The sequence below is a fragment of the Deinococcus rhizophilus genome (genome assembly GCF_030271215.1).
Classification (GTDB): Bacteria; Deinococcota; Deinococci; order Deinococcales; family Deinococcaceae; genus Deinococcus; species Deinococcus rhizophilus.
Map to the genome: position 1 here is coordinate 1 of NZ_JASNGB010000073.1, position 13,723 is coordinate 13,723.

General features: G+C 71.5%; 15 protein-coding genes and 1 pseudogene. 4 read left to right on the forward strand and 12 right to left on the reverse strand.

The window, feature by feature from the left end; translation table 11 throughout:
* A partial coding sequence (locus tag QOL99_RS09140; protein ID WP_285523184.1) for a M48 family metallopeptidase occupies positions 1–807 on the forward strand: 807 nt, incomplete at its 5' end.
* Positions 808–897: 90 nt separating this feature from the next.
* Here the strand turns inward: QOL99_RS09140 and QOL99_RS09145 are convergent.
* The 7 genes from QOL99_RS09145 to QOL99_RS09175 all read right to left on the reverse strand — a co-directional run bounded on the left by QOL99_RS09145 (position 898) and on the right by QOL99_RS09175 (position 7,622).
* The gene (locus QOL99_RS09145) at positions 898–2,076 is read right to left on the reverse strand and encodes a trans-sulfuration enzyme family protein (protein WP_285523186.1); all 1,179 of its coding nucleotides are present in this window, start codon (positions 2,074–2,076) and stop codon (positions 898–900) included.
* A gap of 16 nt (positions 2,077–2,092) precedes the next feature.
* Positions 2,093–2,524 carry a hypothetical protein gene (locus tag QOL99_RS09150; RefSeq protein WP_285523188.1) on the reverse strand — a complete coding sequence of 144 codons (432 nt, stop codon included), beginning with the start codon at positions 2,522–2,524 and terminating at the stop codon, positions 2,093–2,095.
* Positions 2,521–3,345, reverse strand: coding sequence for a nitroreductase family protein (locus tag QOL99_RS09155; RefSeq protein WP_285523189.1), 825 nt, complete (start codon positions 3,343–3,345; stop codon positions 2,521–2,523). Before QOL99_RS09155 ends, QOL99_RS09150 begins: the two co-directional genes overlap by 4 nt.
* 23 nt (positions 3,346–3,368) lie before the next feature.
* Entirely contained in the window at positions 3,369–4,199 is an 831-nt protein-coding gene (locus QOL99_RS09160) for a hypothetical protein (protein WP_285523191.1), read from the reverse strand.
* Positions 4,200–4,493: 294 nt separating this feature from the next.
* A complete protein-coding gene (locus QOL99_RS09165; protein ID WP_285523193.1) occupies positions 4,494–5,585 on the reverse strand; it encodes a PQQ-dependent sugar dehydrogenase in 1,092 nt (363 codons plus the stop codon).
* Between the two features lie 45 nt (positions 5,586–5,630).
* Positions 5,631–6,956, reverse strand: coding sequence for a 3-phosphoshikimate 1-carboxyvinyltransferase (aroA, locus tag QOL99_RS09170; RefSeq protein WP_285523195.1), 1,326 nt, complete (start codon positions 6,954–6,956; stop codon positions 5,631–5,633).
* 207 nt (positions 6,957–7,163) lie between these two features.
* A complete protein-coding gene (locus QOL99_RS09175) occupies positions 7,164–7,622 on the reverse strand; it encodes a DUF1572 family protein (RefSeq protein ID WP_285523197.1) in 459 nt (152 codons plus the stop codon).
* A gap of 294 nt (positions 7,623–7,916) precedes the next feature.
* Here QOL99_RS09175 and QOL99_RS09180 point away from each other — a divergent pair, with 294 nt between their 5' ends.
* Positions 7,917–8,237, forward strand: coding sequence for a hypothetical protein (locus QOL99_RS09180; protein WP_285523200.1), 321 nt, complete (start codon positions 7,917–7,919; stop codon positions 8,235–8,237).
* A gap of 103 nt (positions 8,238–8,340) precedes the next feature.
* Here QOL99_RS09180 and QOL99_RS09185 read toward each other — a convergent pair whose 3' ends face one another.
* Together QOL99_RS09185 and QOL99_RS09190 are read right to left on the reverse strand one after the other, a co-directional pair.
* Positions 8,341–8,616, reverse strand: coding sequence for a hypothetical protein (locus tag QOL99_RS09185; RefSeq protein WP_285523202.1), 276 nt, complete (start codon positions 8,614–8,616; stop codon positions 8,341–8,343).
* Between the two features lie 52 nt (positions 8,617–8,668).
* Positions 8,669–8,950, reverse strand: a complete 282-nt coding sequence (locus QOL99_RS09190; RefSeq protein WP_285523204.1) for a hypothetical protein — start codon at positions 8,948–8,950, stop codon at positions 8,669–8,671.
* Between the two features lie 78 nt (positions 8,951–9,028).
* On the opposite strand from QOL99_RS09190, the gene QOL99_RS09195 reads away from it, so the two are divergent.
* On the forward strand, positions 9,029–10,246 hold the full coding sequence (locus tag QOL99_RS09195) for a saccharopine dehydrogenase family protein (protein WP_285523206.1): 1,218 nt from the start codon (positions 9,029–9,031) through the stop codon (positions 10,244–10,246).
* 56 nt (positions 10,247–10,302) lie between these two features.
* Here QOL99_RS09195 and QOL99_RS09200 read toward each other — a convergent pair whose 3' ends face one another.
* The 3 genes from QOL99_RS09200 to QOL99_RS09210 form a co-directional block, all read right to left on the reverse strand.
* A complete protein-coding gene (locus QOL99_RS09200; protein WP_285523207.1) occupies positions 10,303–11,028 on the reverse strand; it encodes a MerR family transcriptional regulator in 726 nt (241 codons plus the stop codon).
* A gap of 168 nt (positions 11,029–11,196) precedes the next feature.
* Entirely contained in the window at positions 11,197–12,075 is an 879-nt protein-coding gene (locus tag QOL99_RS09205) for a hypothetical protein (RefSeq protein ID WP_285523209.1), read from the reverse strand.
* A gap of 45 nt (positions 12,076–12,120) precedes the next feature.
* Positions 12,121–13,149, reverse strand: coding sequence for a PIN/TRAM domain-containing protein (locus QOL99_RS09210; RefSeq protein WP_285523211.1), 1,029 nt, complete (start codon positions 13,147–13,149; stop codon positions 12,121–12,123).
* A gap of 128 nt (positions 13,150–13,277) precedes the next feature.
* Here QOL99_RS09210 and QOL99_RS09215 point away from each other — a divergent pair.
* Positions 13,278–13,723, forward strand: a pseudogene (locus tag QOL99_RS09215) (hypothetical protein); the annotation flags it as partial.

The following is a 13,723-nucleotide window of genomic DNA, read 5'->3' on the forward strand; positions in this document are numbered from 1 at the left end:
CGGCGGCTGGAGTCGCGCTGGGCGACGGCGCTGGGGGCGCTCGGGGTGACGCTGGCGCTGGTGGCGGCCTTCGTAGTCTTCGGGATTCCGGCGCTGGCGCGGGGCGCGGCGGCAGCCACTCCGCGCCCGGTGCTGGCGACCTTCGACCGCGAGACCACCGGGTTTCTGGACGGCGAGTACCTCGGCCCCACGCGGCTGAGCCGGGCGCGGCAGGCGGAACTTCAGGCGGCCTTCCGGCGGGTCACGCGGGCGGCGGGCGGCGGCTACGGATACCGCCTGCTGCTGCGCGACGGGCTGCCCGGTGGAGCGCCCTTTCCGCTGGGGCCCAACGCCTTCGCCCTCCCGAACGGCACGGTGGTCATGACCGATCAGCTTGTGGCCCTGTCGCGCAGTGACCGCGAACTCGTCGGCGTCCTCGCGCACGAGGCGGGGCACGTCACCGGGCGACACGGCCTCTCGGCGGTGTACCAGGGCCTGGGGCTGACCCTGCTCACCGTGGCCGTGACGGGCGACCTGATCAGCGCAGGCACCTTTGCCGCCGCCGTGCCCGCCGCCCTGCTGCGCGGCGGCTACTCCCGCGCCGCCGAGACCGAGGCCGACCGGATCGCCGGAGCCTACCTGATGCAGACCTACGGCACCACCAAGCCCCTGCGCGACATCCTCGCCCGGCTGGAGACGGGCCGCCGCAGCGCCGACGAATCGGACGTGGAGGCCGGGGCAGGAGGTGTGGGCGACCTGCTGGAGACGCATCCAGGCACAGCGGGGCGAATTGGGCATCTGCGGGAGATCGAGGCGGCGGGGCGGTAGGGGAAGGGGCACTCACCCCACGGGAGAGGGGGCAACATTCCCTGTCTCGGGGAAGCATGAGTCGGGCGGATGGCAGAACACTGCCTGGCCTCAGCCCTCCCCCAGCGCCTCCTCCAGCTCGCCCAGCAGGTCCCCGATGTCCTCGATACCCACCGAGAGGCGCAGCAGCCCCGGCGTGATGCCCAGGCGGCGGCGCTCTGCTTCCGGCAGGGCGCGGTGCGAGGTGCCCCACGGCCACGACAGGGTGGTCACCACGTCCGCGAGGCTGGGCGCCAGGGGAATCCGGCCCGCCAGGGCGCGGACAAAGGCGGGGGCGTCGTCGATGTCCGCGCTCAGCATGCCGCCGAAGCCGTTCGGGTACAGCTCCATCGCCCGGTGAAACTGCGGATGGTCCGACAGGCCCGGGTGGTACACGGCCCGCACGCGCGGGTGGTTCGCCAGCACGTCGGCCACCGCCTGCGCGTTGCCGGAGTGCGCCCGCATCCGCAGGCCCAGCGTCTTGAGGCCCTGCAGGGTCATCCAGGCGTCGAAGGCGCTCATGGTGCCGCCCAGCCGGGTCAGCCGCGTCCGCGCCGAGGCCACCAGGTCCGCCCGCCCGCACACCACGCCCCCGAAGGCGTTGGAATGCCCGGAGAGGTACTTGCTGACACTGTGGGTCACGAGGTCCGCGCTGTGCTCGGCGGGCCGGAAGACCGCCGGGCTGGCGAAGGTGTTGTCCACGCTCAGCAGCGCTCCCCTCGCGTGGGCGAGTTCGGCCAGAAGGGGCACGTCCGGCACGGTCATCAGCGGGTTGGTGAGGCTCTCGACGTGCAGCACGCGCGTCTCATCGCGGAAGGCGGCCTCTACCGCTTCCGGGTCGCAGGCGTCCACGAAGGTCGTGTGGATGCCCAACCGGGGCAGTTCCTCGGCGAGCAGCGCGTAGGTCACGCCGTATACGCGGGCGTCCGCGACGACGTGGTCCCCGGCTTTCAATACACCGAGGAGTGCCGCGCTGATCGCCGCCATGCCGCTCGCGGCGACGAGGGCCGCCCCCGTTCCCTCCAGCGCCGCGAGCGCCCGCTCCAGCGTGGCCGCGTTCGGGGTGCCGTTGCGGTAGTAGAAGCTGGCCGACTCCTCGCCACTCATGGCCCGTTCGAGGGCGTCGAGGTCGGGGAAGGCATAGACGGTGGACTGGTAGATGGGTTCGGCGAGCGGCAACGACGGGTTGGGCCGGGCTTCTTCCCCCGCGCGGGCGGCGAGGGTGGTGAGGTCTAGCGGCGAGCGGGGCATGGGGGGAGCATAAGGCTCAGAGCAACAGCATGAACCAGGACAGCCACGTCAGGACGGCCATCCCCATCAGTGCCCGCACTTGCCCGACGCTAAGCCGCTCCAACATGGCCGGGGGCCGGATGGCCCACATGGTGGCGACGGCAGCTCCGGCCAGATAAAGCTGCAGCCCCCAGAACAGACCGGAGAAGGTCCGTTTCCCGAACGGCACGGAGACGGAAGGCCCCGGACTCACCAGAAGCTGCCACTCGGCATCCGGCGTTCGCAGATGCCACCAGAGCAGCGCCAGGGTGAGGGCCGCGACCGAGACGGCCAGCCCCCAGACCATCACGAAACGGCCCAGAGGCGCCGACCGCATCCAGTACACAAAAGTCAGGAGGAACCCCACGAGCGCCAGTCCCAGCATCAGGCTGGCGGCCAGTTCCAGGCCACCCACCGCCCAGCCGGTCACCCCTCGCGGGCGGGCGCAGCCTCAGCTGGAGGCATGGTTGCCCCTGCCTCCTCCCCCGCCCACAGCCCCTGCCGCCTCAGCGCCGCGACGAGGTGAGGCTCACGCTTCTCCATCCCTCCGCCCGGCGCCCAGTACGCCCGCAGCAGCCGCGCCCAGTCGCCGGGTTTCCCCGCGCGGGCCGCGATGGGGTTCATAACCTCGATAGCCCCGCGCAATTCCCCGTCCGTGCCGTCGCGGTAGCGGTCCTCGTGGACGACGAGGGGCCGGGGCACCCGCGGGCGCTGGGGCGGCGTCTCGGCGGGGAGGCCGATCGTCAGGGCGGCGAAGGGCAGCACCCCCTGGGGCAACTCCAGCACGTCCAGCAGGCCTTCTAACCCATTCATCACCCCGCCGATCCAGCAGCCCTGGTAGCCCAGCAGCTCGGCGGCGGTCAGCAGGTTCTGCCCGGCCATCACCGCGTCCCCGATGCCGAAATGCACCCCGATGGCGGGCCAGCGTCCGGCCTCGTGCCCGGCGACCCGCAGAAATTGGCCCACCCGCCGCACGTCGAGGCAGACCACGAAGGCTTCGGAGGCCGTCTGAATGTGCGCGTTCGTGGTCAGTTCGGCCACCCGCGCCCGCACCTCCGGCGACACCAGCCGCACGAGGGAGTAGAGCTGCGCCGTCGCGTCGGTCGGTGCCCGCTGCGCGGCGTGGAGCAACACGTCCAGATGCTCGGGCGGCATCGGGAGGGGCGAGCCGTCCTCCCGCGTGACGTACTGGCGAACGGTGCGGTGGGCGTCGAAAAAGGCCCGGACTTCCTCGGGCGTGCGCGGGGTCATGGGGGAAGGATAGCGGCCAGCCCTCAGCTGTTCGCTTCCGCAGGCACGGGCGGCGGCACCACCAGCGCACTCAGGCCCAGGCCGCCCAGCCCGGCCATGACCGCCACACCCAGCCACAGCTCCAGGCTGAGGTTGGTCAGGCCCAGACCCACCAGCCCGCCCAGATACGGCCCCCACACGGCGAGCGGCAGCCCGAAGGCGAAGGCCCGCAGCGCCCAGGGCCGCGCCGGAGACGGGTTCAGCAGCAGCAAGAGGGCGTCGGCCACCAGCCCGGCGGCAAGCATCAAGAGGGGCACCCGCCACTCGCCGGGCACCAGCATCAGGGTCATCAGCAGGGTGTTCAGCCCGTACATCAGCGTGACCGCCCCGAAAGGCAGCCGGAAGCGCCGCAGCAGCAGCAGGACGGGTGCGGCCAGGATCAGGGCGGTCAGGAGGATGCTGCTCAGTTCGCCGCGCGTCTGCACGTAGCCCAGACCCTGCGGGGCGGCCATCAACCCCCACAGGTACATGTGCATGAAGGACGTGAAGCTCAGCAGCGCCGTGGCCGACAGCACGGTGGGCCACACCACCCCCGCCGGGGCCGCGCGGGGCGTGGGCACCCGCCAGCTGCTCACCAGCGGGGCCGCCAGGATGGATGAGGCGCCCGCGAACAGCAGCAGGTGCGTGGGCGAGAGCAGCGCCTCGATGCCGACCTCGATCCCGAAGACGGTGTGCCAGGTCATGTCCCCCAGCCCGCCCAGCCCGAAGAGGGGCACCCCCAGCGCGGCGAGGGCGTACCCCTCCGGGAAGGCCGCCAGCCCCCGCCGCCCCGACCGCCAGCCCCGGTAGCCCAGCCACAGCACCCACGCCGCCACCGCCAGAAAGCCCGAGTAGAACAGCGCGTGCCAGGGCGTGAAGCAGGCTCTCGCCGTAGCGGTTGTGCGCCCAGCCGTCCACGAAGATGCCCGTGGTCAGCCACCACCCCAGCCCCAGCGTCACGAGATTCTGCGCCGGGGTCGCGCGGGTGAGCGCGGCGGCGGGCACGGGCGCGGGCGCGGCGGGGAGGGTGGTGGTCATGGGTCAGTGTAGCCGCCAGCGACCAGCTTCCAGCTGCCAGCAGGGACGGTTCCGGCCGACGCTCAGGCTTTTTCAGGCTGGCCGCTGGCGGCTCACCGTCCCACGTACTGAATCCGCCAGACCCGTCCCCCGCCGTCGTCGGTGACCAGCAGCGCCCCGTCCCGCGCCACCACCGGGTCCACCGGACGGCCCAGCACCTCGTCGCCGCGCAGGAAGCCGGTCAGAAAGTCGCGCACCTGCCCGGTCTGCGGGTTCACGGTGACCACCTTGTACCCGCTCTTCTCGCTGCGGTTCCACGAGCCGTGCAGGGCGGCGAACATCTGGCCCCGGTACTGATCGGGGAAAGTCTTGCCCGTGTAGAAGGCCAGGCCCAGCGGGGCCGAATGCGCTGTTGTCAGGGCGAAGGCGGGGGTGGCGGACTTGCAGGCGGCGGCGCTTTTCTGCCCGAAGTCACTGTCCCAGACCTGCGCCTGTCCTGCCTTCACGGTGTAGCAGTAGGGCCAGCCATAGAAGCCGCCCGCCTTCAGCTTGTAGAACCCCTCGGGCGGGAGGTCGTCGCCCAGCATGTCCCGGCCGTTGTTGGTGGCATAGAGGGTGCCACCGAACCACTCCAGGCCCACCGCATTTCTCAGGCCCGTCGCGTAGGGCTTGCCGTTCTTCCCGTCCGCGTCGTAGACCCACACGGCGGCGCGGCGGGGGTCGGTTTCCTCGCAGACGTTGCAGTTGGAGCCGACCGACACGTACATCCGCCCGTCGGGGCCGAACTCGACCGTGCGGGTCCAGTGGCCGCCGTTGGGCGGCAGGGAGACGACGCGCTGGGCGGCCCCGTTCGCCTTCGTCTGCCCGCCCGCGTACCGGAAGCGCACCACCCCGTCGGTGTTCGCCACGTACAGGAAGCCGCCGTGAAAGGCCAGCCCATGCGGGCGGTTCAGCCCCGACGCGAAGACGATCTGGCGGTCCGAGCGCCCGTTGCGGTCGCGGTCGGGCAGCACCACGACGGTCCCCGCCCGCGAGTCCGAGAGAAACACGTCGCCGTTCGGGGCCACCGCCATGAAGCGCGGCTGCCCGAAGCCGTCGGCGTACACGGTGACCTTGAAGCCGTCCGGGGCCTTCAGGGTGGGGGCCTGGGCCGCCGCCGCGCCCGCCAGGGCCAGCATCCCCGCCATCAGCAGTCGTTTCCGCATGGGCACAGGAGACCACAGGGCCGTGAGGCGCGACCGTGACGGCGGTCAATCCCGCGTCGCCTCCACGGACTCGAAGCGTGCCCCCAGCCCTTCCAGATGCCGGAAGAAGGCCGGGTAGCTCTTGCGGATGTGGTGCGCCCCGGTGATGCGAATGGGCGCGTCGGCCCGCAGCCCCAGCACGGTGAGCAGCATGACCATGCGGTGATCGCCGTGCCCGTCGGCGGTCATGCCCCCGGCGATCCGGCCTGCCCCCGTCACGCTGAGGCTATCGGCCGTTTCTGCCGCGGTCAGGCCCAGCCGCTCCAGCTCGCGGCGGGTGTCGCTGATGCGGTCGCATTCCTTGAGGCGCAGGGTCGCCACGTTCTCCCAGGTGGTCGTGCCCCGCGCAAGGGCGGCGGCGGCGGTCAGGGCCTGCACCGCGTCGGTGAAGCCGTCGCCGTCGCGGGTCACGGCATGCAGGGGCCGCCCGCCGCGCACGGTCACCCGGTCGCCGTCGCGCACAACCTCGGCGCCCATCTCGCGCAGCACGCTCAGGGCCTCGCGCTCGCCCTGAAGGTCGTGTTCGCGCAGATTGGTGACCGTCACCTCGCCGGGCAGCACGGCGGCGGCGGCGAGCAGGGCCGCGCTTCCCGGGTAGTCCCCCGGCACCAGCACACGCCCGGCCCGGTACGCCTGCCCGCCGGGAATGGAGACGCGGCGCAGGTCGTCGGAAGCGGCAGCCGTGACTCCGAAGGCCGACAGCGTGTCCAGCGTCTGCCGCAGGGGGGCGCGGCTCTTGATCTCGCCCGTGAGGTGCAGGTCCAAGCCGCCCGGCAGCAGCGGCCCCAGGAACAGCAGCGCGGAGGCGTACTGGCTGGAGCGTTCGGCGCTGACCTCGACCCGCCCGCCGCGCACCGGGCCGGAAATGGTCACGGGGAGGCGTCCGCCCTCGCTCGTCACCCGTGCCCCCAGCCGCTCCAGCGCCATAAGGAGGTCGCCCTGGGGCCGCCGTCCCAGCGAATCGGGGTGGTCGGTGACGAGGGTCGTGTCCGTGGTCAACGCCGCCGCACCCATCAGGAAGCGGGCCACCGCGCCCGCGTTCCCGGGGTTGAGGGTCACGCCGGGCCGGGGCCGGGCGCCGAAGCCGCGCACGGTCACGTCGTCACCCACCCGCTCCACCCCGGCGCCCCACCCTTGCAGGCAGGCCAGCAGCGCCCCGGCGTCCTCGCTGGTGGCCGCTCCCACCACCCGCGTCTCCCCCCCGGCCAGCGCCGCCGCGAGCAGATAGCGGGTCGTGTAGTTCTTGCTGGGCTGCGCCCGCACCTCGCCGCTCAACCCGTGGGCGGGGTGGACGATCACGTCGAAGCGTTCGGGCAGGCCGTCACCAGTCATGGGAGGGAGGCTAGCGCCCCGGGGCGGGGAACGGTGACGCGGCGGGTCAGGGCGGGCTGGTTGGCGGGGGCAGGTGGGGGTGGTCCAGGAAGGCGAGGGTGGCAGTCACCTGCCCCCGCTGCTCCGCTGCTCTGCGAGTCCTGCGAGGGGAGAGACCCGGGAGCCGGAGACCTGGGAAACAGAGACGAGCCTGGCACTGGCCCGTCGTCATCCCCGCCTTTCCGCCACCAGCCGGGCGTTGTACGCGGCCGATCCCCCGCGCGGAATGCTGAGGGTCTGCCAGTCCGCGCCCCGCAGGGTCTTGACCAGCAGCACCAGCTGATACACGTGCCCGCTGTAATGGGCCACCTGCCGCTGGGTCGCCTCCAGCACGGTGTGTGCCTCGCCCCGGATGGTCAGTGTCCCCGTCAGGTCAGCGGACCGGAGGTGGTCCAGCGCGTCCAGAAAGACGGTCCAGCCCCCCTCCCATACCGCCTGCAGTTCGTCGGCCGTCCGGTCGCTTTCCCCGAACTCGGCGTCGCGGTTACGGCCCGGCGTTTCCCCTTCCATGCCCGGCGCGTAACCCCCGCGCAGCCCGCCCCAGCGCGAGTGCATGTTGCCCGCCAGGTGCCCCACGAGGACGGCCGCAGAGTTGCCCCCCACCGAGAGGAGAGGGCCGTGTGCCACTCGCCGGGCCGCAGCTGGGTCAGCGCCCCGTCCCCCAGCGCCCCCACCCCGCGCAGCCGCGCCCGCACGTCGGAGAGGTAGAGGTCGGCCACGGCAGTCGTCATGCGGCCAGCAGACCACATCCGCCCAGGCCGGGGGGCAGGAGGAAAACGGGGGTGGCCCCTGGGTTCACCGCAGGCCGCAGCATCCGCAGCACCCGGTCATCATGCAGCTGTGTCAGGCTACCGGGGGTGGCCCCGCTCTTCCTGACCGGGACAGTCCGGCAGCGGACGCCCACCGAAAGCCGAGGTTCTCATGCCCAAGACTCCGCCCGGCCAGCCCCGGACCCTCACACTGCGCTGGGTGCCCGGCACCAACGACCGCGTGCAGTTCGAGCGCGGTGGCCGCACCTTCACGGTGTTGCTGGTCGACGTTCAGCGCACCGACGCCCACACTCTCAACCCGCTGTATCTGCGCGGCGTGGTCACCCTGCCCGTGACCCTGACGCACCTCGCCACCCTGATGGGGCCGCTGCGCCAGCACGTCACCCCCAGGGCCGTGGGAACCGCCGCCGACGCCTGGGTGCAGGCCGGTGGGCAGGCGGGCGACGAACCCGACGACCACCCGCCGGGCTGAAGCCGCCGCCCACAGCCACTGCCCAGAGCCACTGTCCATGAGAAACGCGCCCCGGAACCTGTGCTCCGGGGCGCGTTCAACGTTCACTGCCGGGCAGCGTTGATCAGGCGCGTTCGTCGCGCGGCAGGAAGCCGAGGTGGCCCTCGAACTGCCACATGGAGAACTTGCGGGGGCGCTTCTCGACCAGTGTGCCGCGCATGGGGCCGTGCTGGGTCTGCACCTGCACGTCGCAGCGGCCCTCGCCCTCCTCGCAGGCGGCCCGCAGCGCCTGGGCGTCTCCGCGCAGCACGGGCATCTGCGGGTGCGTGCCCTGCGGTTCGGCGAGGATGGTGAGGCGCTTGTTGGGCGCGACCTGGTACGTTCCCTGAAGAGTCAGCATCTTTTCACCGTATCCCATCCGGGGGCGGGCAATAGTTCTGGGAACCCCCAGCTCAGGGCCGCACGACCGACACCCGCCCACCTTCCAGGGTGAGCAGGGCCCGCGCTGGCCGTGCCCCCCTCGCCCCGTCCACCACGCACTCCTGCACCGTGGCGGGCGGCTCGCGCCCCAGCACTGCCTCGCACGAGATCTGGGCCACCGCGCCCATCTTCACGGCGGCCCGCACCGCCTCCCCCGCGTACTCGCGGGCGGCGCGGCCCTGCCACGACAGCGCGGCGACGAGCAGCCCCACGCCGGTCACGAAGGCGAGCAGGGTCAGGCCGAAGGTCCGCATGGGGCGCAGGCTAGCAGCCGCGAGCGGGTACACAGGTCCAAGCGGGTACACAGGTTCAAGCGGGTACACTGGCCCCCGATGAGCAAGGTCATGATTATCGGCGCGGGCGGCGTGGGCAACGTCGTCGCCAAGAAGTGCGCCCAGAACGACGGCGTGTTCACGGAAGTGCTGCTCGCCAGCCGCACGGTGAGCAAGTGCGACAAGATCGTCGCGGAAATCCACGAGCACTTCCCGCAGAGCCGGACGAAATTCAGCACGGCGGCGGTGGACGCCGACAACGTGCCGGAACTCGCCGCGCTGATCCGGCAGTTCGGGCCGGAACTCGTCATCAACGTGGCGCTGCCCTACCAGGACCTGACCATCATGGACGCCTGCCTGGAGACGGGCGTGCATTACCTCGACACTGCCAACTACGAGCCCAGAGACGTGGCGAAGTTCGAGTATTCGTGGCAGTGGGCCTACCGCGAGCGCTTCGAGCAAGCGGGCCTGATGGCGCTGCTGGGCTGCGGCTTCGACCCCGGCGCGACCAACGTCTTTACCGCCCACCACGCCAAACACCACTTCTCGGAGATTCACTACCTCGACATCGTGGACTGCAACAACGGCAGCCACGGCAAGGCGTTTGCCACCAACTTCAACCCGGAAATCAACATCCGTGAGATCACCGCGAACGGCCGCTACTGGGAAAACGGGCAGTGGGTGGAAACCGCCCCGCTGGAGATCAGCCAGGATATCTACTACCCCAACGTGGCGACCCGCAAGAGCTACGTGCTGTACCACGAGGAACTCGAATCGCTGGTCGTGAACTTCCCGACGATCAAACGCGCCCGCTTCTGGATGACCTTCGGGGAGGCGTACATCAAGCACCTCAACGTGCTGGAGGGCATCGGCATGACCTCCATCGAGCCCATCGACTTCCGGGGGCAAAAAATCGCCCCCATCGAGTTCCTGAAGGCCGTGCTGCCCGCGCCCGAATCGCTGGCCGAGAACTACACCGGGCAGACCTGCATCGGCGTGCAGGCCAAGGGGCTGGGCAAGGATGGCCAGCCCAACGTGCACTTCATCTACAACGTCACCGACCACGCCCAGACCTATAGGGAAGTGCAGGCGCAGGGCATCTCCTACACGACCGGCGTGCCCGCCATGATCGGCGCGATGCTGATGCTGCGGGGAGAGTGGATGAAGCCCGGCGTCTACAACGTCGAGGAATTCGACCCCGACCCCTTCATCGCCGCGATGAACGAATGGGGCCTGCCGGTCGACGAGCTGGCGGGAATCGAACTCGTCAAGGACTGAGCGCGGCAACAAGAAGGCGGCGGCCCCGTGCAGATGGGCCGCCGCCTTCGCCTGACTTACTTCAGGTGCCCCATCGCCTCCCCGATGTAGCTCCACATCGCCTGCATCTCGGGCGGCATGTGCCCCTGGTAGGCGTCGCTCAGGGTGCCGCCGATGTCCTGCCGCCCCCCGGTGAACTCGGCCACCAGCTCCTGCCAGCGCCGGGCGAGGTCGAGGACGCGCGGGTCGGACGCTGGGGTTCCGGCCTCCATCTCGCGCACGACCTCGGCCATCAGCCGGGGCCATTCGGCTTCCACTTCCCCGAGGCGGGCCTCGCCGACCACCTCGCGGCGTTCCTCCAGATACCGCAGCTGCTCGTCGTCGAACCTGGGCTGCTCGCCCACCTGACGGGCGGTGTCCAGCATCTTTTCTACCTTCTCGTTCATTCGAATCACCTCCAGGAGTTCGGCCCAGCTCGCCCCGCGCGGGTCCAGCCGTTTCAGGCGCTCCAGCAGCGCTCCCTCGCGCTCCAGCCGCGCCTTCAGCAGGCGAATCTGGGCGGCCAGCACCTGCGCGGGGTCGTGGGCCGGGTCTTGCAGCGCCCCGCGAATCTGCTCCAGCGAGAGCCCCAGGGTCCGCAGGGACTGAATCTGGTGCAGGGTCCGCACCTCGCCCTCGGAGTAGAGGCGGTGGTCACCGTCGGTGCGCTCGCCGGGGCACAGCAGGCCGATCTGGTCGTAGTGGCGCAGGGTCCGCACCGTCACGCTGCTGCGTGCGGCCAGTTCACCGATTCTGAGTTTCACCGCTTCCCTCCGAACCCCACCGTAAGGGCTGACGTTACGTCCGGTTCAAGCCCCCTGCGGGCAGGGGCAAAGGGTCACTCACTCGGGGTCGCCGTGATTCTCGCCCGCTGGACTTCGGCTCCGCGTGTCCGGGAACGGTCCCCGAACCCGCTTCAGCTGTGCCCAGAGCTACTCCCGCGTTCTCGCTGTGCCCGGCGTGATGAAGTCATCTCCCGGCGTCTCCCTGTCCGTCCGGGCCTCCAGAAAACGCTGCTGGGTGTCCCAGGCGCGGCGGGCGCTCTCACGCGACGAGGTGTCTGGCCCGGCGATGCGGCGAATCTGGCTCAGGGCGCGTTCCAGTTCGGCAGGGTCGCGCTCGTCCGCAGGCTGGGCCTTCCAGGCTTTCACGGTGCCGGGGAGGTAATCGCCGAGGCTCTGCCGGGCGTCGAAGGCACGGCGGGTGTCGCCGCCCTCGCGGGCCTGCACCGCCGCCATTTCGAGGTGGTCCACGGTGGAGAGCACCTCCCCCGCCAGCGCAGGCGGCAGCCCCCGGCACAGCTCGCGCACGTCGGGGAAGGGCAGCACCTCGGCGCTGGGCTGGGCGGGGAGGGCGGCGGGCACAGGCTGGGAGACGGCAGGAACGGACGGGGCGGGAGTCAGCCCGGCCTCGTGGATCAGGTCTGTCCCCCGGAAGGCCGCCAGCAGCAGCCCCACGAAGGCGAGCGACAGCACCGCCAGCATCAGCCACGGGCCACCGAAGACGCCGCTCACGGCCACCGCCGGAATCATCAGGGCCAGGACCGCCGCCGCCTGGGGCCGGGCGAAGACGGCCCGCAGGTTCGCGCCCGTGCGGGGGTTTCCGAACAGCAGCAGCAGCGCCAGCGCCACCAGCAGCAACACCGCCAGCCCCGGCAGCGGATTGCCCCGCGAGAACACCTGACTCAGCACGAAGATCGGGATCAGCAGGGCCAGAAGGCCCAGCGGGTCCTCCTTGCGCCGCCGCCGGGTGCGCCGTGCAGAGGGCGGCAGGGCCGGGGGCGACGGATCAGGGCCGGGCGCGGGGTCCATGTGCCCAGTATCCGCCCCCGGCGGGAGCGGGGCAACGCGGGCGGGTCAGGCGGCCCCGGCGTCCTCCGGGCGGGCAAAGATCATGCGCCCGGCCCCGGTCTGCACGTTGTTGACGACCTGCACGCGGGCGGGCTTGCCGCGCAGCTTGATGCCGCCCTCCACGACGACCATCGTGCCGTCTTCGAGGTACCCGACCCCCTGGCCGGGCTGCTGGCCGCCCTTGGTGACCGTGATGGTGAGCACGTCCCCGGCCTGCACCTGGGGCCGCAGCGCGAGCGCGAGCGCGTGCAGGCTCAGCACCTCCACCCCGTGCAGCCGCGCGACGCGGGCGAGGTTGGTGTCGTTGCTGAGCAGCCCTGCCCCCGTCTCGCGGGCGAGGCGCACCAGCTTGTCGTCCACGGTGGGCAGCGCGGGATCGTCCCAGTCCTCGACCCGCAGGGGGCGCACCGCCCGCAGGTCCTCGAGCAGGGTCAGGGCCCGCTTGCCGCGCGTGCGCTTCTGGGCGTCCTGGCTGTCGGCCAGCAGTTGCAGCTCGCGCAGCACGAAGCCGGGCACGATCACCTCGCCCTCCAGGAAGCCGCTGCGGGCGAGGTCCAGCACCCGGCCGTCGATAATCACGTTGGAATCCAGAATCTTGCCGCCGGTTCGCCGCCGCACCGGGGCCACGTCCAGAAATCCGAACGCCTCCGCGTGACGCACCGCGAACGGCACGAAAAAGGCCGCCAGCACCCCGGTCACCAGCAGGCTCAGCGGCCAGGCGTAGAAGGGCAGGGAGCGCACCAGCGGCCCCAGCAGCACGCTCAGCAGCAGCGCCACCATCAGCCCGAAGGTCGCCGCCGCCACCCGCCGGGGCGAGAGGCCGCCGTACCAGCGGCTCAGGCGCTTCCACAGCCGGGTCGCCGTGCGTTCGGCGCGTGGCCCCAGCAGCAGGGCCGCCAGCGCCCCGGCGAGCATCAGGCTGAGGGTATTGACCCAGGCGGTCCCGTCGTCCCCGGCGTTCGCGGCCAGCAGGCGCCCGGCACCCCAGCCGACCAGCAGGCCGAGCGGGAGCAGCAGGAGGCGAAAGGCAGGCACAGGCCCGAGTGTACCCGAGGCTCCCGCCGCCTGGGACGCCCCTGAGCGCCACCCGTTCATGAAGAAGCTGACGCGTTCATGTGGAGGCCCGCGTGAACAGCTCATGGTGAATGGCTAAGATGCCGTTCATGCGTCACTTCTCCCGTGCTGCCCTGCTGGGCCTCAGCCTCAGCGGGTCTCTCAGCCTCGCCGCCGCGCAGACGGCTCCCGCCACCCCGGCCGCTCCTGCGACCTCCAAAGCCACGGTCTCGGCCGCGACCGCCCGCGCCGCGAGCAGCCTCGCTGTGGAGGTCAGCGGCGCCGTGAAGGGCCAGATCGTGGGCTGCCCGGCAAGCCTCAAGGTGAGCGCGGCGGCCGTGTGCCTGTATGTCAAGAACTCCCCGGCGTCGCTGCGGGCCCTGGTGCGCGGCAAGCTCGGCGCCCGCGCCCTGGGAGACTGGAAGACCCCGGCGAACAGCAAGGCCAGCTCGCTGCTCGTGTCGGGGAGCGCCAACGGCCCGGTGGCCGCCTACCTGCTGATGGCGCCTCTCTCCGCGACCGAGACGCTGCTGGTCGTGGACGCGGCGCAGGCCAC

Coding starts and splice junctions, on each gene's coding strand:
- QOL99_RS09145 (WP_285523186.1), bottom strand. CDS start 2,076: ATGCCCCGCTCGCCGCTAGACCTCACCACCCTCGCCGCCCGCGCGGGG.
- QOL99_RS09155 (WP_285523189.1), bottom strand. CDS start 3,345: ATGACCCCGCGCACGCCCGAGGAAGTCCGGGCCTTTTTCGACGCCCAC.
- QOL99_RS09165 (WP_285523193.1), bottom strand. CDS start 5,585: ATGCGGAAACGACTGCTGATGGCGGGGATGCTGGCCCTGGCGGGCGCG.
- aroA (WP_285523195.1), bottom strand. CDS start 6,956: ATGACTGGTGACGGCCTGCCCGAACGCTTCGACGTGATCGTCCACCCC.
- QOL99_RS09180 (WP_285523200.1), top strand. CDS start 7,917: ATGCCCAAGACTCCGCCCGGCCAGCCCCGGACCCTCACACTGCGCTGG.
- QOL99_RS09185 (WP_285523202.1), bottom strand. CDS start 8,616: ATGCTGACTCTTCAGGGAACGTACCAGGTCGCGCCCAACAAGCGCCTC.
- QOL99_RS09190 (WP_285523204.1), bottom strand. CDS start 8,950: ATGCGGACCTTCGGCCTGACCCTGCTCGCCTTCGTGACCGGCGTGGGG.
- QOL99_RS09195 (WP_285523206.1), top strand. CDS start 9,029: ATGAGCAAGGTCATGATTATCGGCGCGGGCGGCGTGGGCAACGTCGTC.
- QOL99_RS09205 (WP_285523209.1), bottom strand. CDS start 12,075: ATGGACCCCGCGCCCGGCCCTGATCCGTCGCCCCCGGCCCTGCCGCCC.